The following is a 21,054-nucleotide window of genomic DNA, read 5'->3' as shown; positions in this document are numbered from 1 at the left end:
CCGGGACAATACCATTCCCCATTTTTAAGCTCAGCCATATACTAAAATGAATTAACATAAATGAGGTGAACGATATGCATTATGATGACTATGATTTTGATGACAAAAACTGCTGCAATGAATGCAGTTCTTCATCCTGTGACCAGGGTGACTATGATGTATGCTGCTGTCCTGGACCGCGGGGGCCGCGGGGATTCAGAGGTCCGGCAGGAGAAGCAGGTGCCACTGGAGCTACAGGAGCTACCGGAAATACAGGTCTCACCGGCGCTACGGGCGCTACCGGATTATCTGAGACGATAACCATTCGTTCCACAACAACAGCTGACCCGGGAACACCGGCACAGGTACATGACAGCGGGGGGCCAAATCATGTACTGGATTTCGTTATTCCCCGCGGTGATACCGGAGTTACAGGGGCTACGGGACCGACAGGACCCGGCGTAGGAGCTACCGGGCCGACAGGCGCAACTGGTGCTACTGGAAATACAGGGGCAACAGGCCCTATCGGAGCTACAGGACCAACTGGGGCAAACGGAAATACCGGACCGACGGGTGCCATTGGCGCTACGGGTGAAAATGGAGCAACTGGGCCTACCGGACCTGCCGGACCGACAGGGGCTACCGGAAGTACAGGCGCTGCCGGAGCAACCGGTGTAACTGGTCCTACCGGAGATATTGGGCCGACAGGACCGACGGGAGCCACCGGTAGTACAGGCGCTGCCGGAGCAACTGGTGTAACTGGTGCTACCGGAGATATTGGGCCGACCGGGCCGACGGGAGCCACGGGACCAACTGGGGCTACCGGAAATACAGGTGCTACAGGTACCACTGGTGTTACAGGGGCCGATGGTGCCATCGGACCGACAGGTCCTATTGGTGATCCAGGCCCACAGGGGGAACCAGGGCCGCAGGGAGAACCCGGACCACAGGGTGAACAAGGACCGCAGGGTGAAACAGGAGCTACACCGATTGTAAGAGTTGGAAGTACGACAACCTCCGAACCGGGTACTCCTGCCGATGTGTCCTACGTTGAAACACCGGATGGCATCGAGCTGAATTTCATCATCCCGCGCGGGGATACTGGACCAGGCGGTGGCGGAGGAGGTCTACTTGCCTATGGTGGTAAGTATAATGATTCCGCCCAGACACTGAATTTGTTAATCGGTGCTGAGCAGCAGCTGCCTCTTCCTGTGGATATGTCTGCTTCCAATGTTGATCTTGCCCCTGTGAATGCATTAACCATAGTTACCAGCGGTGTCTATGAAATCAACTATATGTTCAACGCTTCCGCTTCACTGGGGGCTGCCGTTACCCTTGCTGTACGACGCAACGGTGCAGCCATACCGAGTACGGAAGAACGCCATCTGCTGGCAATCGCAACAGAGTCCATCTATTCCGGCAGTGTGATTGAACCCTTATCAGCCGGTGATATAATCGATATGGCAGTCAGTGCGGCTATCGCCTTAACGCTGACCCTGAGTACAGGCGTTACTGTCACACTGAGTGTGAAGCGTCTGAATGATGCTTTGGCAAACTAGCAGCACTGTCTAAAAGAAAAACACCTCCCTTCTGCTTAAATGCAGCTATGAACGGGAAGTGTTTTTTCTTATACATGCTTTTCAAAGGAACGGGCAAGGCGGTAGCATGCAATGGAAAACAGAAAATAACCAAGGATGGAAAACAATAGATTCCACATTCCGGAAACAGATGTCATACAGCTTTCATTATACAGCAGCGGATACAGACTCACCGCATCCAGAACATGAATACCGGCGGCAGACAGCAGCAGTGGAAACAAAAAAATCAACAATGCCGATAACAGCGTAAACAGCTGCTGACGGACACGGACAGAAACCATAAAGCAGAACATGATAACCGGAAGCAGGGCACACATTCGAAGGATTGCCGCCATTATCATAAAGCCTGCAATATGGATACCGGCTGGCAGCTGTGCAAACTCCTGCAGGGACGTAATCGACGCTGTAATGCATGGAAATCCATAGGTTTTTGCATGAAGGAGCAGCTGTGGAAGACGCGCCATGATAAACAGGGCAGTACCGCATAGTAATGCAAGTATCAGCTTTCTGTTTACCAGCGCCTTTTTTGCATGCACGCATGTCTGTAACAAAATCTGCCGTTTATTGCGATATTCAATGCATTGAAGATTCGCTATACTCAGCAGAAACAGGAAGAGAAAGATCAGTGTACTCCAGCGATCAGATACAAAAAACTGTCGCCGATAGCCAAAGGGAGCTACAAACTGACGTGAGGAATCCTGCTTTACATATTCATATTCCTGCAGCACCTCCTGAAAGGTTTCCTCCTTTAACAGCATGTTGGAAATCGGCTCCACCTGGCGGCGATACTGCGCCATACTGATTTCTTTTTGATCAAGACGCTGTTGCAGACGTGCCTCCTGTTTGTGCAAATCCTCATAATAGGTCTTTTCCTTCTGAAGAAACTGCTCCTTTTCTTTGATCAGCTCCCCCTGCAGCGTTTGCATATAAGAGGAACACAACCGTTCCTTTTCACTTGTATACAGCTGCGTATGCGAATAGCTGTACAGCTGAAATCCGGCAAAAGCCAGCAGGACGAGCGCTATTTTCTGTACCCAGAAAAGCTTATAGCACTCCTGTACCCATAAACTGCAGGTGACGGGCATATGTATACGCTGTATCCATGCCGGAAGCTGACAGCTGCGACCAGAGCGCTCCACCATGATATGCAGCAGCACGAACAATAGTACAGCCGTAATGAAAAGCAGGCTGCCGTAAAGCAATGTTAGGGATACAGGCTGTTGAAACACATTGAAATTCACATAGCCCTGTAACAGCTCAATCACCTGAAACAGGCGAATCGGATTCAGATAATACAGTACACGGAAGGTCCCGGTCGGAGATAGGAATATATGCATGAACAAGGATAACAGAACACAGGCAATCATACTTAGACAGCTGATTACCCTATGCTTAAAAACCGTGCAGAGAAGCAGCATTGCCTGAGCGAAAATAAAACAGATGCATATCTTCAGAAAGAAAAACAGCAGAAGAAACTGGAAAATGCTGTTCGGCAGCGTGGATTGCTGAAAAGCCGCAAGCGATTGCAGGGAAGCAGACAGGTGAATGCCGCCATACGCAAGCTCCATAAGCAGAAGATTACTGCCGTAAAACAGGCCAACAATCACAGCTGAGGATACTGCAATGGAAGCCGTCTTCGTATTCATATAGGTATGCCGGCCACGTAAAGTCCCATACAGCATCGGCTGCAGCTTTCTTTGACTCTCCTGCTGATATACCATGGTCGCAAATAGAAAAATTGCAAGCATGACAAGTACAGCGGTTATGGGATATGATAACGCCTTCAGCAAGGCATCCTGCAGCTGGAAATCAATAGATACTGTATGCATTGCCGCATAATCCTCTTTGCTTTTCTCTATATTGCGGATGGAGAAGCTGTCTTCCTTTGCAAATATGGAAATAGCGGATATCGTTTTTGCCTTCTGTTCGACCTCTTTGAGAAAATCCGCATACCGCTTCACCGTATCCGCCTGTTTTATAATCGGCTGCAAGAAAGCATTTTCCGCTGCCAGATCACCGGTATATAAAGAAGGTATAGTTCCGTTTTGATCAAGCTCGGGATACTGGTCGCGCAAGGCTGCAATCCGCATCTCCGCCTGCGGGTCGTGCTGTGTTTTCAGATTGCGGATTTGTTCACGTACAAAGGCGAGCTCCACATCGTGTGCATGCCCCTGCAGATACGTGAAGCGCTCATCACTGGATAAGGTCTGCAGATGGGTGGATAATTTCTGATAGGCTGTTGTTTCTGCACCCTGCTGCCCCCATGTTTCGTAGGAAAGAAAGCCGATATTGCATAACAGCAGCAGGAAAAGAAACAGCAGAAACCTTTTATTTTTCCACAGCTTATACAGCTCCATTGCATACAGATTTTTCAACATGATGCTTCCCCGGCAAACAGATGCAGATACAGCTCCTCCAGTGAAGCGATACTGGGATGGCAAAGCAGCAGCTCATCAACACCACCCTGTGCGATCAGCTTGCCCTGCTTTAAAAAGATAACCTCATCTGCAATGGATTCCACATCACTTACCACATGGGTTGCAATCAGCAGGGTATGCTCCTCCTTCAGCGAATCAAACACACGACGAAGAGACACCCGCTCCTTCGGGTCCAGGCCTGCCGTCGGTTCATCGAACAGCAGAATTTCCGGACTCCCCAGCAATGCCTGCGCAACCAGGATACGCTGCTTCATACCACCGGAATATGCACCGCAGCGCTGCTTGAGGTGCTGTTGCATATTCACAAGCTCTGCGACACGCAGCACCTCCTTTCGTATCTGTTTCCTGTCGATGTTTTTCAGCAAAGCCATATAGGTCAGAAACCGTTCCCCGCTGAATTCATCATACAGTCCCTGCTGCTGCGGAGCATAACCGAGCAACGCATAATACGCCTGCTTCAGCTCACGGATATCCTTATCATTGTACAAAACACTGCCTTCCTCATAGTTCAGCTGATTGCACAGGATATTCATCAACGTTGATTTTCCGGCACCGTTGGGGCCAAGAAGTGCATAGATGCCATGAGAAAGACGCAGGTCGATATGATGCAGCACTCTTCTATCCGCATAGGATTTACTTACATTTTTGATTTCCAGCATGCTGCTATTCCCCTTTCACAATGACATCCACCGGTATATAATCCGCCTTGTTGTTCCAGTAGTCCTTCTTTTTTATCAATCCATAGGCATAGCTGCTTGCCTCATACTGATCCGTACCTGCCCATGTCTTCTTTACCTCTCCGACCTGATCATAGATGACATAATACATGTCCCTGGATTCTCCAAGCAGGCGGATCGGCTCCTGTGTATCCGACATTTGCAGCGTAGCCGGTTTCAAGCTGTCATCCTTCAAGCTGTATATATATTCCTTTTCTCCCAGATACAGGAACAGATGGTCATCTTCACCAAACATCAAGCTGGCTGATGATGTATCCAGCTGCTTTCGAGCATATACCTTGCCATCCTTCATATTCAGCTGCTTCAGCATGCCGCCGGTATCCGTATAATAGATACTGTCGTTGACAAAGACACCCAAAGTATCCGCATCTGTATGAAAGCTTTTTTCCACCCTTCCGCTATCCACGTTGACGCGTTCATACGCAATCTCGGCCTGCTGTGATGCGCGGTCATAGCCTGCAAAATCCCCCTTATCCAAAAGCTCTTCCGGATCTTCTTTATAACGGTAGGCATTGACGATGAGATTTCTTCCCATACACCCCAGAATGCTTTTGTTTTTCATATCCGCAACCACCTTTTGTTCGCCGCTGCTCAGCTGTATGGCATACAGCTTTTTTTCACGGACCACCTGTACGGCGGAGCTCATTTCTCCCTCTTCGGTACTCACATTCTCCGTCTTCTCCACAGGAACATACAACACATCCCCGGCTACTGCCCAATCCTCATAGCTGAAGCCATAGCCGCTTGGAAGCTGACAGAGCTCTTTGCGGTTCTTACCATCCAGATCCATTTGTAAAATTCTAGCAGGTACGGTTACAGTCTCATTTTTTTCATTAACAACACTATCCTCATTTGCTATCAGATATACATGGTCCTGCTGAACGATCAGCTGCGTAATCATATCCAGACCTGCATAATATGAGGTGCAGGAAGTGTCATTGTGCCTGCACTCCGGCTTATCACATAAAAAGATTTCTTTCTTATTCTCATAATCGGTATATAAGATATTGGAATACAGGTTCCCTCCACCGTTATCGATGGTTTTTATACGGTAAAAGCCCTGTTCATTTCCATCCCCCTGATTGAGGGAGCGAAACGACCATCTCTTTAGCTGCAGCGCTTCATTGGAGGCACTCTGCTTCTGTGGTTTACCGCCAGCTTTATCCGATATGGCTTGTTCCCTGCTTACACAGCCTGCAAGCAGTGTAATACAGCAAAGCAGCATGCATAGTTTTTTCATTATATCATCTCCTTGCTGCTACTTTAGCATCCGGTTGTATCACAGTTGTATATTCTGCGAGTATCTTTTGTTCACTGTTAATACGATGCAGCTTTGACAAAAACCAATAGAAAAAACGCCGATATTCAGCGTTCTCAATGCTGTATATAATTATACAATGTCGTAGAGATATGCTGCCCCAATGGTGTGATTCCCATCGTAAATCGTGAGGAATCCCCTAAATTCTCCACCTCGCAATACACCTGTACCTTCGCCTGATAGGATTCATAGCCATATCTGGTATAGGTCCAGTCCTTTAGGGAATCAAGACCCAGATACTGAATCATATTCCAGGCGAATTCCTTACGCTCCTGTTCGCTGTACTGCTTTACTTCATGCCTGTAAAATTCAAGATTCAAAATCTTTTCGGTCTGCTTGTCCAGTGTGAAATCCCCGATATTATCATTCGCTGTATTTAGGCGGTATACCTGATTCAGCTGCCAGGCACCGCTTTTTTCACTCATTTGGGACAAAGTGCCGAATTCGACGGAAAAGGGCTCCCCCTTCTTCAAATCCAGCAGCTCATAGGGAAAGATTCCCTGTGCAAGCAGCTGATTCAGCTCCCGGCTATATTTCTTTTTCACCTCTGTAAGCTGACTCTGCTGCTTCTCTGTATAGGCACTCATATCGGACAGATGAAAGCTTTCATTATCCATCATGGTTTCATTACCCTGATAGAAATTGGCATATACTCTGGAGACAACCGGATAGTTTTTGGCGATATCCTCCGTGGATGACTGCCACACGATATCCTTATCCACTGCAACGCTGTCCTGGATGTAAAAGATACCCAGCGGCAGCAATACAGACAGACTGCAAACGCCCAGACACAAGGCAAATGCAATTCTAGTTTTCATGATCGATCACCTCCAGCAGCATCGCAACAACCGTTCCCTCATGCAGTTTACTGGTAATCAGCAGGGGACTGCCATGCAGATCGCAGATTCGCTTGACGATACTCAGGCCAAGACCTGCACCGCCCTGTTGCCGGGCTCTTGACTTATCCGCCATATAAAACGGCTGGGATGCCTGCTGGATATCATCTTTCCGCATACCAATTCCATGATCCGTTACCGATATGCGATAGCTCTTCCCGCACAGCTCTCCCTTTACTAATATTTCCTGATCGGCGTCGGATGCCTTGATGGCATTATCGATCAGATTGCGCAGGGCACTGAAGAGTAGCTCCTCCAGCGCATACACCGTACAGGAAGCACAATGGAAGCAAAGCCGATCCGTAATGGAAACAGCATCGTAATATTGGCGCAGCTGCTTCACCACACTGGCAATAGAAACGGGCTGCAGCTGTATGTCCTTTCCGCTCAGGGATAGAAGATCCATCAGGGTATAGGACAGTTTTTCCAGACGCTTGCCCTCTGTATAAATATAATCCGCACATTTTTTCTTTGTGTCCACATCACAGTCATACGTGCGCAAGGTGTCCGCAAACCCGAGAATCGCCGTCATCGGTGTCTTGATTTCATGGGCAAAATTGCTCATAAAATCCTCCCGCTGTGCAAGGTTTACCTCCAGCTGTTGAATGGTCTGCTGGGTCGCTTTTGCCATCTCATCAAAGCTGCGGCTCAGCTCTCCGATTTCATCATCACTCTGGATACTGGTGCGTTCCTCATAATTCCCGGATGCGATGCGGCGGCTTGCCTCATGCAGCTTCAGAATCGGTTTGCTGAGATAGACGGACAGCCGCTTCAGCAGCAGAAAGGAGAACAGCAGGACGCACAGCAGTGTGAGAAAAAAGGTTTGAAACTGCCGGTTTCGCTCCTGAAAGCAGGATGTGATATCATAACCGCTTTCCAAAAGGTAGGTGAATTTCCCAACGGTGATCTGACTGCTGACCAGCATGATACGGGAATCGTTATAGGAGACAATGCGATAGGTCTGCGGGTCATTCAGCGAATGCTCTTCAAACAGCTTTTTCTCCCCTGTCGCATACAGCACGGTATGCTTTGTATCCAGCAAAGCATACTGGGTTTGCGGCTGGTTCATATGACTGGCAACCTGCTGAAGATAATACATTGAGCGGCTTCTTATTGCCTTTTCATCACTCCCAAAGGAGGTCAGATTGGATGTGGCATCCTGTGTCAGCTTGGATTCCAGAGAAAAGGATTCCAGATCGTGCGTCTGCATATTGCGGGATATATAGGATTGCAAAAGGTGGTCATGATTCTGTACCATCATAAAGGTTGCGCCGGTGGAAAACAGAATCGCGATAACTGCAGTGCTGCTCAGTGTGAGCTTATCGCTGAACTTCATCCTTCACCTCCAGCATATAACCGATTTTATACACGGTCTGAATCACCCTGTGCCAATCCAGTTTCTTGCGCAGACGCTGTATATGCAAATCCAGGGTGCGTGTCTGTTCAAACTCCTCCTCATGCCAGACCTTTTCATACATCGTATCCCGATACAGTGCGATATTTTTATTTTGAACCAGATACAGCAGCAGCTCATATTCTTTTTTTGTCAAAGCGATGGTGCGGTTCTCCTTTTCCACCAAACGGGTCGCTGTATGAATCGTGACGTCCAGTACATGGATATCCTGCATACTTTTATGATAACGACGCAGCACATTTTCCACTCTTGCTGTAAGCTCATCCACCGCAAACGGTTTCACAAGATAATCATCCGCTCCCATATGCAGACCCTTTACGCGGTCCTGCACACTGCCCTTTGCCGTGATAAAAATTACCGGAATCTGCAGCTGTGCAAGATATTCCATCAGTTCATAGCCATTGATTTTCGGAAGCATAATATCCAGCAGAACCAGATCATAGCTTTGTTTCTCCACCATTGCTACCCCCATTTCCCCATCCTGCGCATACTCGCATTCATAGCCGACTCTTTTCAGATTCAGCATCATCACCTCTGCGATGGCCCGTTCATCCTCAACAATCAGAAGCCGCATGCTATCACCTCTTTTCTGTATGATACATAATTCTTGTATCCAAATTGTATCCTGTCACCTTTTATTTTACCATACTTTATAACCATCCCGTACAGCTCCATGAATTACCTTGTCAACTTAAAAATACAAATACAGCAATCTCTACTGTGTATCTTAAACAGTATTGCCATTCATCAGCACATCTTCATGCAGGAAAAGGCCTAGTTAATTAAAACATTACCTACAGTCATGTATACAGAGATAATGCTGATTACTGAAGAGCCTGAAAAGAAAAGTCATCCCTTTTTTTATACAGGATGGCTTTTCTGTTGTCTTCAAAGTATTTTATTATGGAAAAGGAATGCGTATTTATTATGAAATTATATATGCTTTTTCCCTTATCTTTTCAAATCTTCTCAAATGTCCGAATAGCCCAATTTTACAAGCTATTCGAGCATTTTGCTTTTGTGGTAAACCTCGCATAACAAGGTCTGACTTCTTATATTTTTCCTATCAAACGTGGTTAAAATCATGGTAAATACTTCTATGCAATTAAACGCTGAATCTCTGATTTTGCGGTATCTAAAGATAATGGCTGTGTTAGAAGTCACACCGAATGAAATGCTGTCACGCACATGGAAATTTGCTTCTCATATAGAGAAAGAAGTCTGTCTGTTCGTCAGAGGGGAAGAACGGTTAAACGCTGAATTAAAATACGGGCACTATGATAACTACTTTGACAATGAGGAAGAATGGCTGGACTATGAATTATAGCAGTTACGGAGTATATCACGGAATATATCAATGGCAAAGACATCGCAGCGTCCGTCCTTTACCCAATCAAAGAATATGTCCAGTATTTGAAATTTCAGAAGATTTTAGACCACTATGATGAGTTTTAGAGCCTTGATATGTTTGGAGAAAGCACAGAGGGAAACAAACACATTAACCCTTATGCTCCATTCGGCCAAGGCAAGGTCATTGTAAATATGAATTTTGAAGATGAAGACGAATAACTTTTATCCTCTCATGGAAGATACAGCAAACAAAGAGTCCGATTAAGAGTGCAAGCAGCACCACCTACGGTGGCAAGGCTCTTGACAGAACTTTTTCTTTACTGTTTTGGGGTAATCAAGAGGAATAAAGGGGTAGTTTATTGCCATATTGTGTGTAACACGAAAATAAAATTTCCTATATATCCATTGACACGAGTATGAAATCATACTATAATTCAAGTATGATTTCATACTTGAAGGAGAGATAACATGCAATATAAACAAAATAAAACTTTACAGGAATTTGACCGTCTAAATCGGTTAGTAAATGAACTGTATCACGAAATTGCTGTCAAACAAGGTATATCCGATAGCGCGTATTCTATATTACAAGCAATGCTGATTTTGGGAAACGGTAATACACAGACAGATATTTGTAAATATACTTGTTTAAACAAGCAAACAGTCAACTCCTCTGTAAAAAAATTAAAACAAAATGGGTTGATTGAATTTCATCAAGGAAATGGTAGAGAAATGAAAATCTATTTGACTTCTAAAGGTCAAAATTTTATAAATGAAAACATTTTGCCTATTGAACAGGCTGAAAATGAGGTTTTTGATGAAATGACGATCCAAGAACAACGGGAGATTTTGCGCTTAATTGAAAATTATTTAAGTTCTTTCCGTCATAAAATTGAAAAATTACAAGGAGAGAAATAATGATACACAAGATACTCAGTACTTTCGGTTTAGGCATTCTTGGTATTGATCCCATAACAGCAGTTTATCTTTTATCTATGGGATTACGCAACGAAAAGAAAACAAAAGTCACTTTATTTTTTTTGTCTTTTGCAGGGTTCAGCATTTTTGTCGGTGTAGGGCTTGCTATGATTTTAGGTGTAGCTGCAATAGATTTTATAAAGAGTGTAACGCCAAGTGATGATAGTCCCCTATGGGCAGTTTTAGAATTTGCTATCTCTATTTTTATTCTGATATGGATTTCAAAAAAATTGTTTATAGATAAAAAGCAAACCGAAAATCAGACAAAAGAAACCGTTAGTGGAAATGTTTTAAAACATATTATTACGGGTTTTGTATTTGCAATCAGTTCTTTTACAGACCCTACATTTTATGCGGTGGTGCTTATAAGTGGCGAAACAGATAATATTTTTATCTCCATTCTGCTTTTAACCATTTGGTTTTTAGTCAGTCAGTGCTTGGCAGTGATTGTATATATTGCAAATCAATGCAATCTTCTGAATAAGCTGGTTCATTGGGTTGATAAATTCAAAAACAGAAATCTAAAGGGAGTTAAAAATGTTTTTTATATCATTCTGATCGTCATTGCCATCTTGTTAATCGTTGATACGGGATTTTATTTATTCTATGGTAAATACCTATTTTAATCTTTAAAATCCCTTTACTTCTTCTATAAAAGGAAATTTCTGTATGAAATATATCAAGAAAAAATCAGAATACTAAAAGCCGGTATAAATATCTATTTTTTTAAAGAGATTGCAATTCCTTTACCCGTACAAACCATTTATTTTGTGCGGGCTTTTTCACGTTCTGTTTCTGTACTAACAAAAAGATATAAGCATTATTTCCACTGCGAAATAACTAGTTTATATATTTAGGCATGTGTAGAGGGGAGATGAAATTATGAGGACATCTTCTTTCGAGCATATTGTCAGATTACAGTTTAATTCTTTACTAATTGTTATTAAAGGCACATTATCAAGTCATAGAAGGCAGATTACCAAACGTTTCAAGCATGAAGTGCTGTTTTGTGAATTACCTAAAATGAAACGGATTGAGTATAGTATGAATGATGACTATTCACATGAACTTGTATCATTTCAAGTGCTGGATTTTGTAATTCGTATATCTGATCAAAAATTAAGTACAGCATCGAAAGAGTGAACAGAAAAACAGCGTAGTACTATCTTGTTGCATTTCTTTCAAGATATGAGTGACAGAGAAATTTCAGAACTGTGTCATGTACCGCGTTCCGCTATCAACAGTAGACGGGATAGAGGACTGAAAAAATCACAGCAGTTATTAAACGCAAGGAAATAGGACAAATGAAAAAAGATTATGGTTATCCCTCTTATGACCTCATTTGCAGAGTGACTAGCGGAGATGAAAAGGCAGTCAGAGAAATATTAGATTGCAAGAATAAAGGGAGATACACAGCTTTTATGGGTTCTTTCTCGATTGTGGGTAAACTTGAAATAGGGAGAGTTCCATACGATTGTAGTTATCAATAGAAGCTGAAGTCTCCCTTTTGCAAACACCCTAAAGTTAGAAAGAACCCTTTTATGTGCTATCTCCCTTATCGGTTTTATTGTCATATCAAGGCTCATTCAATCGTGGCATATCCAGGTAAAATGAATGTTTTTGCAATTATAAAATTGCTTATAAGTATAGTGTTTATGCGAATAATTCAAAAATACATATAAAAATTTCTCTTAAATTACAGACAGCTTATTTCTTGTCAGATTTATTTAATCGTTTTCTGAGTGACTCAAAGGTATCACATTCCAGAAGTAAAGTGGATACGATATGCATCTGCTCCTCAGTTAATGCCTGCAGCCACGTTGCGCAAGCCTCATGATACTTCATTTCTATGAGTTTGTGTAAGAGCTGCCTTTCTCCTTCCAACTTGCCTTCTATCCTACCTTCTATCTTTCCTTCCATCCTGCCTTCTATCTTTCCTTCCATTTTTCCGGCAGCTTTTCCCTCTTCAAAGCTGTCACGCAAGCCGTTGCGGTAACGTGCTTCTCCCATTTGAATCGCCATAGCCGTTGACCACAGCTCATCATCCTTCTGCATTTCCTCATACTTATCCACGAATACCTTCACCAGCCTTTCCTTCGACTTCAGTATATCATTTTTTTCATTATTTTCAAACAGATACAGCAGCTGTTCAAAGTCATTCAACTCATTCAACTTTGGATTTTCTTTCCCTTTTTTCAATATTATCAGCCACATAGAGAAATATGACATTTGTATGAACAATATGAAAAGCCTCAGCACTTCATGTGCTGAGAACCTTTCGTTTACGGTATAGAAAAGAAATTCACAATTATTATGTATAGAATAACTTATTTCGTATCAGTTTTATTTAATTGCTTTTTGACAGCCTCGAAGGTATCACATTCCAGAAGTAAAGTGGATACGATATGCATCTGCTCCTCAGTTAATGCCTGCAGCCACGTAGCGCAATCCTCATGATATTTCATTTCTATGAGTTTGTGTAAGAGCTGCCTTTCTCCTTCCAACTTGCCTTCTATCTTTCCTTCCATCCTACCTTCTATCTTTCCTTCCATCCTGCCTTCTATCTTTCCTTCCATTTTTCCGGCAGCTTTTCCCTCTTCAAAGCTGTCACGCAAGCCGTTGCGGTAACGTGCTTCTCCCATTTGAATCGCCATAGCCGTTGACCACAGCTCATCATCCTTCTGCATTTCCTCATACTTGTTCATGAATACCTTCACCAGCCTTTCCTTCGACTTCAGTATATCATTTTTTTCATTATTTTCAAACAGGTATACCAGTTGTTCAAAGTCATTCAGCCTCTGCATTTTCTTCTTTACGATGTCATTGATTGCCGGCGTATGAACAAAGGTACGAAGGATGAGCGGATATCCGCTTTCATCTTCTCCCTGCTCATTGCGCATCTGATATTGATTGATCAGATTTCTGTTGTTCCATGCATACTCATCGATGAATATGATTTGATAAACCGGCTTTAATTGATCATAAAACTCACCGCTTTTCAGCTGATTGTTCAACGCTCTGGCTCCGTAAAATTCAAAACGCATCATTTCCGCTATTCCCTTACAGGTCGTCTGCATCTCGATATTGAAATGACGATTTTGTTCATCCTTCACGTGGACATCCAGAATGATGCGCTTCTTTCCGATGATGTCCGGATCCAGGTTGGGATTGAGTACGGTGCTTTCCTTTACCCTGATACCGGTAACACGTTCAATGATGGTGTTGCGGGCGTACACAGAGCCTTCATCCTCGCGGGAAAGGGTGTACTTAAAAAATAGATCGTTACTGTAGTTGAGTTGATTCATTGCATTTGACATTTTTATGTCCTCCATTCTGTAAGGGCTCCTTACCCCCTTCTATACGTATGGAATCTGTCAAATTCCTAAAAAATCCGCAAATTTTTGATAACTTTTTCTATTTTTCACGTTAAAAGGGATTTTATCTAAAAAGCAGGCAGAATACGCCCATCTCAGTGGTCGATGAACAGATGGGGGATACTCTGTTCACCCTACGGCGCACTCTGTGTACCTTACAGGCATGAATGCAGCCATATTTCTTTTCATCCTTGATTTCTTTCTATTTACAAGCAGCTTCAGCCGTATACTTTCCTGTCACCGATTAACATAACTTAAGAAACCGATGGTATTTTTTACTTCATTTTTATTGTCTACTACGCTAAACTGTAGATGACTGCGTTCAGAGGAATGCTGCTGGATATATCTGTTTATCCTGCACATACTTGCATACGAAAGCATTACGAAAGCGAGGCTTATGATATGGAATTATTTGACATCCTGCAAACCGCGGAAGAGGTAAACGGCATTGATATGAAAGCTGTTTTGCAGGCAATGGGAATCAGTGTAAACGTAACAAAGCATACAGAGCAGGAACAGGCAATGATCTGTTCGTTTGTATCCAATTTCATCACCCTTCCTGCATGGAGGGTGGATAATGACGATATTGTGAAGGCACTGCTGAATGTTCTGGTAGAAAAATATAAGCTGCCGCTATCCTTTGTAGCTGCGACGGCAGGAGTGCAAAAGGAGCAGCTTGCGACATTTCAAAAGGGCGGGGAGATTCCCCTTTCCACTAAATACACACTGGCCGCGCAAATCAGCAGACTGAGTAATATGATTTGTCCCTTTGATGAAACCATGCAGGCATTGAAGCAGACAGGCAGGAAATAACTGCTTTCCCTACTGCAAAGAATGAATCAAAAAAATCAACCACAGTGAATACACATCGGTTGATTTTTTTGTGCTCTCCTAAGTGTGAGTAGTATCCGTCCGTCGGTATGCTTTTCTTTATGATACCGCGCTGCGGGCATGAAAAAAAAGGCAGCAGTTGTCAGACATTCCGCATACGCCAAGAAATTTTCAATCAGACAAAGCGGAACACCCCCATTGAAAGCAGCTGTGACAGGCTGTACAACAGCCGCATGTTATCTTAAGTGCTTTTTCGCTTCCTCAAAATCCTCAAACACCGTGCGGTTGATCTGTGCAGAATCAATACGGCAGAAACCACCGCATTCTCCATAGCTGTCAATACTGAACACGAAGCCGTTTTGTTTGGTTTCCACATCGATAACATGTCCATCATGAATCTGCCCCTCATCCAGGTAATATACGAGAGTTCCTTCCTTCATAAGCATCATCTCCTATATTCAGAATATGCGCAATATTGAAAAAAGACAAGTAAAATGCAAACAGCTTCTCCTTCATCCGATTCCTGTTCAAAGGAAGAGGACTGCATACTTAGAAACAGTAAAAGATCAAGCACATCGATAAGCCGATGCACCTGATCCTTTTGATTAAGCTGATTTCAGGAGAATACCTTAAAGCGGAAAAGATACCTTACTATCCCTGTATGCCATTTCTTTCCTCATCCCATTCCCGGATGACCTCCTCCAGAATGGCTGCGGCAGTTTCCACCGTATGCTCACATTTCTTTTCCTTGCTGTGATACACCGGTTTAATTTTCGCACAAAGACGGGAACCCATTTTATTCTGAAATGCTATGACCAGCTTCTGCGTCAGTGTTCTAAGAAAAGAACAGTCGTGTGCCTTTGTTTCCACATAGCGAGCGGAGACTACACAGGCTGCACCGCACAGGGCACCGCATACATCCCCAATCTGAAAGCCGCCGCCAAAGGCTGCTGTCATCTTCATATCCCTGTCATGCAGGTCAAGACCATACACCTCATTGCCTGCGCGAATGATGCTTTCCGCACAGTTGTATCCCATATGATAATATTTCACTGCTGTTTCTGCTAACATATCGAACCCTCTTTCTCTTTCACGTATTCAGTATACCAAAAGTTTCTTTTGAAGAAAACCATGAATTTTTCTTCTGTCACATCCTCCTGTGGAAAACTGCCGGATTTGCTCCGGCAGTTTTCGCGTTGCATCATGATGTGCCGTCTGCTTTTACAGAACTGCACCCCTATCCGCCGATATTTGCCTGCATACCGAGTTGTCGGGCATATTCCAGATAACACATCAGATCCTCTTTTTGCAGCATTTTATTCGATAAGGTATACGGTTTTCCCATCTTTTCGTATTTCACCTTTCCCAGTGTATGGTACGGGAGAAGATTCACCTCGCAGACACCAATGGATTTCAGATATCGCAATGCGGATTCCAGTGTGTCCTTTTCATAATTGAACCCCGGTATGACGGGAATGCGTACAATTACCTTCTGTGGATCCACCTTGAGAAGATAACGCAGATTTTCCTTAATCAAAGCTCCATCCGCACCGGTAACCGTATGCAGAATGGTATCATCCGGATGCTTGAAGTCAAATAGAAAAAGATCAATCAGCGGCATCATGCGTATCAGCAAATCGCTGGAGTAGTTACCGGTCGTTTCCACGGCGGTATGAAAGCCCTCCTGCTTGCAGGCACGAAGCAGCTCCCATAATGCTTCCTGCTGAACAAACGGTTCACCACCGCTGAAGGTGATACCGCCGCCGGAGTTTTCATAATAGTCCCGATCCCTGCACAGCTCCGCCATAATCGCTTCCAGCGTCATTTCCTTTCCCTGAAATGCTATGGCATCCTGCAGACACACCTGTTCACAGGCACCGCAGCGCTGACAGCGGTCTTCCCTGTACGTGAAGTTTCCCTGCGCAAACGTGATGGCCTGATGCGGACATGCCCGCTCACACAACCGGCAGCCAACACAGCGCACGGCATTGTGAAACATTGTGCTTTTCACACTCTGTGTCTCCGGATTGGCGCACCATGGACAAAACAGTGGACATCCCTTCAGAAAGAGTGTTGTGCGAATACCCGGACCGTCATGAGTCGCAAAGCGCTCAATATTCGTGACGTTAATCATACAGCATCCTGCTCAGCAGCTCATCCTGAATATCTCTGGTAAGATTCACGAAGACAGCACTGTAGCCGGCTACACGCACAATCAGATCCGGATACTTTTCCGGATGCTTCTGCGCATCCTCCAGTACGCCGTGATCCACAACGGTCACCATCAGCTGGCAGCCGCCCTTCTTAAAATACGTATCAAACAGGATTCGGATTTTATCCCGATCCTCATTGAACATGCGCGGTGTGAATTTGATATTCTGCACACTGCCGCCATGATATTTTGCCTGAAATCTGCTTAGGGAATTCAAACAGGCTGTCGGTCCGCTCTTTGCGGCGCCGCCCTGCGGATTATTCGCAGGATTCATAAAGACACCCGTTTTCCGTCCATCCAGACTGGCGAAGGTCTGATGACCCCAGTCTGTATTCGTTTGATTATTGGAAATAACAATCAGATAATAGCCAAGACCCGCGTCAATGCCCCGCTGCCGTATTCCCTTAGCGACAAACTCATATAAATCATTGGCAAGTGCATCGCATTCCGGCTTGTCATTTCCATATTTGTCTGCATGCAGCAGGTCTCTTCGCAGCTGCTCATAGCCTTCAAAATCTGCGAGCTGTGCCTCATGCAGCTGTTGTAGTGTGTATACCTTATCCTCATATACCAGCTTACGGATCGCATACAGAGCATCACTGGCATTGATGTTTCCATAGGTTTCATTGGTACCGCCCAGAATCTGTACACCACCGTCAAGCAATGCCCTTCCACGGGTGATACAGTCATCCATCAGGATCGAGGTAAACAGAAAGCTTGCCTCCTGATTCATCACCTCATAGGAATGCTTCTGTGCCTCCACACTGAGGTCAAAATAATAATCCAGCAGCTCCTTATAGGTATCATACAGTTCATCAAAGGTGGTAAACGCACTGCACTCCGGTATGGAAACCGGACCGTTTTTCGCCTTGCCATCCATTGGATCAATCCCTGCATTTAAGGTGATATTGAGAAGCTTCAACAGGTTTAAAAGGGTATTCGGTGTACCGACGCTTTTTCCCTGAATCACGAATTCTCCACAGCCGAAGGGAACATACTGCTCCGCTATCTCACGGGATACACGCATGCCGTACATGACTGCCTCAATATTGACATCATCATTGTACAGCGTCGGATAGGTTGCACCGGATCCGATGCAGTCATATGCCATATCCATGATATCCGCCGGGGTATTTTTACTGAAGCGCAGCGTAAACTGCGGCTCCACGTAGCGGGTATCCCGACAGACACGCAGGCAGATACGCGCAAAGGTATCGCCTTCCTCTGGATGCTCTCTTCCTTCTCCGCCGACGATGATACGTCCATTTACCGTTGTACGGCGGTTCTCAATCATTTTCCACAGAGACTTCAGATACCGGTACGCTTCCTCCTCCGTAATCAGATCGTCCTCCAGATCACGCTGCAGATACGGCCCCAGCACATCATCCATGCGACCGTAATTGATAACCCCTGCCACTAAGGCATAAATCCAGAACAGCTGCAGCGCCTGATGAAAGGTCGCAGGCTTCTGTGTGCGGATTACCGCAAGATCGCGTTCCATCAGCTCCAGATCCTGCAATCGGCTGCGCGCAGCATCCAGCTTTGCTTCCCGCACCAGCTCAATCTGACGGTCGATAACCTCCTGCAGTAGCGTTAAGCTTTCCACACAGCTGTTTAAAAAGGTATTGGGCTTCTGTGAGCGGATCAGCTTTTTCAGCCCCTCCAGTCCATATGCCATGAGCTTTTTGTAATTCAGCATCATACCAGATAAGCGTGCAGTTGCCATCAGCGGATAGGAGCAATCGATAAAGCGGCCGATGGTGGACTCATTTAAAACATCTGCACAATATATCGCCTTGGTGTCATGCTCCTCCCAATAGGCATACAGAGCATCCACTCTGGCCTTTTCTTCCTCGCTGTCGAGCTGTTCCTTAAACGAGCGCAGCTTATGGAAAACACAGTAATGGGAAACACCGCCGATGCTGGTCACACTGCCAAAGCCAATCGGCAGAAAATCCAGACGTCCGGCCAGCAGATCATCATCCTCTATGCTTCGAAACAGAGCAGGAAAAATAGTACGCAGGCAGCGAAGTTCACGTTCTGCCTTATCCAGAGCGGCACTATCCCTGTGAGCCTGTGTATAGGCCTCCATGATGGCAAGCTGTTCCTGTGGTGATTTTTCGCACGGAATCGGTTTGGATACCTCAACATTCTGCGCGCCGTCAATACTGATTTTCTTTTTCATACTCCTGTGCCTTCCTTTCTTATATCATGAGATCAGTGCTTTGCCTTTTCTGCATCTCTCCAATTATCCTGATAGCCGCCAAGCAGATCGACAAAACGCTTTGCAGTCAGATGCGGACGGGTGATGGCACTTCCTACGACAACAGAATGCGCCCCCAGATAAATGCACTTCATCGCATCCTCCGGCGTATAGATATGTCCCTCCATCATGACGAATGCTTCATCGCGGAAGGTACGGCACATCTCCGCAAACATACGGTAATCCGCACCCTCGATATGCTCTGTTTCCTTTGTATAGCCGTACAGCGTCGGTGCAACGATATCCGCACCGTTTTCCACAGCGCGTGCTGCTTCCTCCATGTTGGAAACATCCGCAAAGATAATAGCTTCCGGAATTTCCTGTTTCACGGTTTTGATCAAATCCCATGCCTGTGTGTTTTCATGTGTAATCTGTGATGTACAGTCCAGAGCGATGATTTCCGCTCCTGCCTCCCACACAGCTCTTGCGGCATCCATCGTCGGTGTGATAAAAACATCCGTATCGTCATGCCAGATTTTCCATAAACCGATCATCGGCAAATCAACCTTATCCTTAATTGCCTTGATCTGTTCCGGAGAATTCGCGCGGATTGCCACAGCTCCTGCCCATTTGGCTGCCTCCGCCATTTTTACTACGATGTCATCGGTATAGATAGGGTCATCCTTCTGTACCTGACAGGATACGATCAGACCGTCTTTCAGACCGTCCAGCAGTGCTCTTTTCTTAGGATCAGTAGTTTTCATTCCATGTTCTCCTTTTCTGTGTCCTTCTTACAATTTTATTATAGAAGTATGTAGAAAGGATGTCAATCTTTTTATATCATTTTAATTTATTTTGATTCATATTGATTCATAATGTGTGATATTTTTAAAATTTATATTATGAAACTCTTTATTCTTTAGCAGTTTTCGCAATACTGCAATAATTATATTGACTTAAAGCGTGCTCCAAGTGATTTAGTGAAGCTGATGGTTATTCATTACCATGGTATTGCTAGTCACTGGTTCTTTGTGTGATATGATAACAGATACATACTTTATAGAGGAAGTACAATCATGACAATTGCCGAAGTAAGCCGTATGTTTGAAATTTCCGTAGATACGCTTCGCTATTATGAAAGAATCGGACTGCTTCCTGCTGTTCCGCGGACTCCCGACGGCATCCGTGATTACGGTGAAAAGGATTTGGGATGGATTGCGTTCATCAAATGCATGCGTAGTGCGGGACTGCCGACTGAAGCTTTGATTGAATACGTGGAGCTGTTTCAGCAGGGAGATGCCTCCACACAGGCACGGCTGGATATTTTGAAGGAACAGCGTACCCTGCTGAAAAAAAGGGTGCTGGAAATGCAGGCTACCCTGAAGCGGCTGTATACGAAAATCGAAGGCTATGAGGACGGGCTTGCAAGAGCGGAGAAAAAGCTGAGGACGTGATATCTCCCCAAGTGAGCGCAAGCATTACATGCAGTTATGTACATAGAGGGCAGGTGCCGGTTCGATATTCCTCACCTGCCTTTTAAACGCTTTCTCATTCATTTCCTTTCAGAATATATTTTGCTGGAATTGTATTATAAGCAGCGTATTGTGTATTATTCCATCTTGTTCCCCACGAAACAGAAGGGGTGCTCTGTGCTTTGATTCTGCGGTGTCGGATATCGGACATGGGGTATCTTCACAACAGCAGGTCATATCCGGTGAAAGTGTAT

At 44.7% G+C, this 21,054-nt stretch carries 19 protein-coding genes and 3 pseudogenes; 9 read left to right on the top strand and 13 right to left on the bottom strand.

The annotated features are described in order from the left end of the window. Positions 1–74: 74 nt before the first annotated feature. Positions 75–1,538 (top strand): collagen-like protein, encoded by a 1,464-nt coding sequence (locus G4D54_04910; protein QJA01810.1) that lies wholly within the window; start codon positions 75–77, stop codon positions 1,536–1,538. Between the two features lie 68 nt (positions 1,539–1,606). On the opposite strand, the gene G4D54_04905 is transcribed toward G4D54_04910, so the two are convergent. The 6 genes from G4D54_04905 to G4D54_04880 form a co-directional block, all read right to left on the bottom strand. Beyond that, positions 1,607–3,955 (bottom strand): ABC transporter permease, encoded by a 2,349-nt coding sequence (locus tag G4D54_04905; GenBank protein QJA01809.1) that lies wholly within the window; start codon positions 3,953–3,955, stop codon positions 1,607–1,609. Beyond that, positions 3,949–4,674 (bottom strand): ATP-binding cassette domain-containing protein, encoded by a 726-nt coding sequence (locus G4D54_04900; GenBank protein QJA01808.1) that lies wholly within the window; start codon positions 4,672–4,674, stop codon positions 3,949–3,951. The genes G4D54_04905 and G4D54_04900 overlap by 7 nt, the downstream gene beginning before the upstream one ends. A 4-nt stretch (positions 4,675–4,678) precedes the next feature. Next, the gene (locus G4D54_04895) at positions 4,679–5,992 is read right to left on the bottom strand and encodes a hypothetical protein (GenBank protein ID QJA01807.1); all 1,314 of its coding nucleotides are present in this window, start codon (positions 5,990–5,992) and stop codon (positions 4,679–4,681) included. Between the two features lie 134 nt (positions 5,993–6,126). Further along, positions 6,127–6,888 carry a hypothetical protein gene (locus G4D54_04890; GenBank protein QJA01806.1) on the bottom strand — a complete coding sequence of 254 codons (762 nt, stop codon included), beginning with the start codon at positions 6,886–6,888 and terminating at the stop codon, positions 6,127–6,129. Continuing rightward, on the bottom strand, positions 6,878–8,302 hold the full coding sequence (locus G4D54_04885) for a HAMP domain-containing histidine kinase (protein ID QJA01805.1): 1,425 nt from the start codon (positions 8,300–8,302) through the stop codon (positions 6,878–6,880). Before G4D54_04885 ends, G4D54_04890 begins: the two co-directional genes overlap by 11 nt. Next, positions 8,286–8,954: a response regulator transcription factor gene (locus tag G4D54_04880; protein QJA01804.1), complete on the bottom strand. Its 669-nt coding sequence runs from the start codon at positions 8,952–8,954 to the stop codon at positions 8,286–8,288. Before G4D54_04880 ends, G4D54_04885 begins: the two co-directional genes overlap by 17 nt. Before the next feature lie 510 nt (positions 8,955–9,464). Between G4D54_04880 and G4D54_04875 the strand changes: the two genes are divergently transcribed. The 6 genes and pseudogenes from G4D54_04875 to G4D54_04850 all read left to right on the top strand — a co-directional run bounded on the left by G4D54_04875 (position 9,465) and on the right by G4D54_04850 (position 12,198). Further along, positions 9,465–9,707, top strand: coding sequence for a hypothetical protein (locus G4D54_04875; protein ID QJA01803.1), 243 nt, complete (start codon positions 9,465–9,467; stop codon positions 9,705–9,707). After that, positions 9,701–9,949: pseudogene (locus G4D54_04870) on the top strand (hypothetical protein). Before G4D54_04875 ends, G4D54_04870 begins: the two are co-directional and overlap by 7 nt. Before the next feature lie 249 nt (positions 9,950–10,198). Continuing rightward, complete coding sequence (locus tag G4D54_04865; protein ID QJA01802.1) at positions 10,199–10,648, top strand: winged helix DNA-binding protein; 450 nt, start codon at positions 10,199–10,201, stop codon at positions 10,646–10,648. Then, entirely contained in the window at positions 10,648–11,334 is a 687-nt protein-coding gene (locus tag G4D54_04860) for a hypothetical protein (protein QJA01801.1), read from the top strand. The genes G4D54_04865 and G4D54_04860 overlap by 1 nt, the downstream gene beginning before the upstream one ends. A gap of 256 nt (positions 11,335–11,590) precedes the next feature. Beyond that, positions 11,591–12,007, top strand: a pseudogene (locus G4D54_04855) (sigma-70 family RNA polymerase sigma factor). A 5-nt stretch (positions 12,008–12,012) separates the two neighbouring features. Next, complete coding sequence (locus G4D54_04850) at positions 12,013–12,198, top strand: hypothetical protein (protein ID QJA01800.1); 186 nt, start codon at positions 12,013–12,015, stop codon at positions 12,196–12,198. Between the two features lie 217 nt (positions 12,199–12,415). Here the strand turns inward: G4D54_04850 and G4D54_04845 are convergent. Both G4D54_04845 and G4D54_04840 read right to left on the bottom strand, forming a co-directional pair. Continuing rightward, a pseudogene (locus G4D54_04845) lies at positions 12,416–12,871 on the bottom strand (hypothetical protein). Between the two features lie 164 nt (positions 12,872–13,035). Next, positions 13,036–14,040: a hypothetical protein gene (locus G4D54_04840; GenBank protein ID QJA01799.1), complete on the bottom strand. Its 1,005-nt coding sequence runs from the start codon at positions 14,038–14,040 to the stop codon at positions 13,036–13,038. 444 nt (positions 14,041–14,484) lie between these two features. Here G4D54_04840 and G4D54_04835 point away from each other — a divergent pair, with 444 nt between their 5' ends. After that, on the top strand, positions 14,485–14,895 hold the full coding sequence (locus tag G4D54_04835) for an XRE family transcriptional regulator (GenBank protein ID QJA01798.1): 411 nt from the start codon (positions 14,485–14,487) through the stop codon (positions 14,893–14,895). A gap of 254 nt (positions 14,896–15,149) precedes the next feature. On the opposite strand, the gene G4D54_04830 is transcribed toward G4D54_04835, so the two are convergent. The 5 genes from G4D54_04830 to G4D54_04810 all read right to left on the bottom strand — a co-directional run bounded on the left by G4D54_04830 (position 15,150) and on the right by G4D54_04810 (position 20,092). Continuing rightward, the gene (locus tag G4D54_04830) at positions 15,150–15,353 is read right to left on the bottom strand and encodes a hypothetical protein (protein ID QJA01797.1); all 204 of its coding nucleotides are present in this window, start codon (positions 15,351–15,353) and stop codon (positions 15,150–15,152) included. A gap of 211 nt (positions 15,354–15,564) precedes the next feature. Continuing rightward, on the bottom strand, positions 15,565–15,984 hold the full coding sequence (locus G4D54_04825) for a C_GCAxxG_C_C family protein (protein ID QJA01796.1): 420 nt from the start codon (positions 15,982–15,984) through the stop codon (positions 15,565–15,567). A gap of 166 nt (positions 15,985–16,150) precedes the next feature. Then, the gene (locus G4D54_04820; protein ID QJA01795.1) at positions 16,151–17,047 is read right to left on the bottom strand and encodes a glycyl-radical enzyme activating protein; all 897 of its coding nucleotides are present in this window, start codon (positions 17,045–17,047) and stop codon (positions 16,151–16,153) included. Then, a complete protein-coding gene (locus tag G4D54_04815; GenBank protein QJA01794.1) occupies positions 17,040–19,310 on the bottom strand; it encodes a pyruvate formate-lyase in 2,271 nt (756 codons plus the stop codon). Before G4D54_04815 ends, G4D54_04820 begins: the two co-directional genes overlap by 8 nt. A 32-nt stretch (positions 19,311–19,342) precedes the next feature. Continuing rightward, positions 19,343–20,092: an N-acetylmannosamine-6-phosphate 2-epimerase gene (locus tag G4D54_04810; protein QJA01793.1), complete on the bottom strand. Its 750-nt coding sequence runs from the start codon at positions 20,090–20,092 to the stop codon at positions 19,343–19,345. 312 nt (positions 20,093–20,404) lie between these two features. Between G4D54_04810 and G4D54_04805 the strand changes: the two genes are divergently transcribed. Further along, on the top strand, positions 20,405–20,782 hold the full coding sequence (locus tag G4D54_04805) for a MerR family transcriptional regulator (GenBank protein ID QJA01792.1): 378 nt from the start codon (positions 20,405–20,407) through the stop codon (positions 20,780–20,782). The last annotated feature ends 272 nt before the right edge of the window (positions 20,783–21,054 follow it).

This window comes from [Clostridium] innocuum (assembly GCA_012317185.1).
Classification (GTDB): Bacteria; Bacillota_I; Bacilli_A; order Erysipelotrichales; family Erysipelotrichaceae; genus Clostridium_AQ; species Clostridium_AQ innocuum.
The sequence above is the reverse complement of the archived record's forward strand: the minus strand, read 5'-3'. Positions and strand labels throughout refer to the sequence as shown.

What these genes read in the sequence shown, in the direction of transcription:
- G4D54_04805 (QJA01792.1), top strand. Translation starts at nt 20,405, where the DNA reads ATGACAATTGCCGAAGTAAGCCGTATGTTTGAAATTTCCGTAGATACG.
- G4D54_04835 (QJA01798.1), top strand. Translation starts at nt 14,485, where the DNA reads ATGGAATTATTTGACATCCTGCAAACCGCGGAAGAGGTAAACGGCATT.
- G4D54_04875 (QJA01803.1), top strand. Translation starts at nt 9,465, where the DNA reads ATGGTAAATACTTCTATGCAATTAAACGCTGAATCTCTGATTTTGCGG.
- G4D54_04900 (QJA01808.1), bottom strand. Translation starts at nt 4,674, where the DNA reads ATGCTGGAAATCAAAAATGTAAGTAAATCCTATGCGGATAGAAGAGTG.
- G4D54_04880 (QJA01804.1), bottom strand. Translation starts at nt 8,954, where the DNA reads ATGCGGCTTCTGATTGTTGAGGATGAACGGGCCATCGCAGAGGTGATG.
- G4D54_04825 (QJA01796.1), bottom strand. Translation starts at nt 15,984, where the DNA reads ATGTTAGCAGAAACAGCAGTGAAATATTATCATATGGGATACAACTGT.
- G4D54_04910 (QJA01810.1), top strand. Translation starts at nt 75, where the DNA reads ATGCATTATGATGACTATGATTTTGATGACAAAAACTGCTGCAATGAA.
- G4D54_04815 (QJA01794.1), bottom strand. Translation starts at nt 19,310, where the DNA reads ATGAAAAAGAAAATCAGTATTGACGGCGCGCAGAATGTTGAGGTATCC.
- G4D54_04895 (QJA01807.1), bottom strand. Translation starts at nt 5,992, where the DNA reads ATGAAAAAACTATGCATGCTGCTTTGCTGTATTACACTGCTTGCAGGC.
- G4D54_04820 (QJA01795.1), bottom strand. Translation starts at nt 17,047, where the DNA reads ATGATTAACGTCACGAATATTGAGCGCTTTGCGACTCATGACGGTCCG.
- G4D54_04865 (QJA01802.1), top strand. Translation starts at nt 10,199, where the DNA reads ATGCAATATAAACAAAATAAAACTTTACAGGAATTTGACCGTCTAAAT.
- G4D54_04885 (QJA01805.1), bottom strand. Translation starts at nt 8,302, where the DNA reads ATGAAGTTCAGCGATAAGCTCACACTGAGCAGCACTGCAGTTATCGCG.
- G4D54_04830 (QJA01797.1), bottom strand. Translation starts at nt 15,353, where the DNA reads ATGAAGGAAGGAACTCTCGTATATTACCTGGATGAGGGGCAGATTCAT.
- G4D54_04905 (QJA01809.1), bottom strand. Translation starts at nt 3,955, where the DNA reads ATGTTGAAAAATCTGTATGCAATGGAGCTGTATAAGCTGTGGAAAAAT.
- G4D54_04810 (QJA01793.1), bottom strand. Translation starts at nt 20,092, where the DNA reads ATGAAAACTACTGATCCTAAGAAAAGAGCACTGCTGGACGGTCTGAAA.
- G4D54_04850 (QJA01800.1), top strand. Translation starts at nt 12,013, where the DNA reads ATGAAAAAAGATTATGGTTATCCCTCTTATGACCTCATTTGCAGAGTG.
- G4D54_04890 (QJA01806.1), bottom strand. Translation starts at nt 6,888, where the DNA reads ATGAAAACTAGAATTGCATTTGCCTTGTGTCTGGGCGTTTGCAGTCTG.
- G4D54_04860 (QJA01801.1), top strand. Translation starts at nt 10,648, where the DNA reads ATGATACACAAGATACTCAGTACTTTCGGTTTAGGCATTCTTGGTATT.
- G4D54_04840 (QJA01799.1), bottom strand. Translation starts at nt 14,040, where the DNA reads ATGGAGGACATAAAAATGTCAAATGCAATGAATCAACTCAACTACAGT.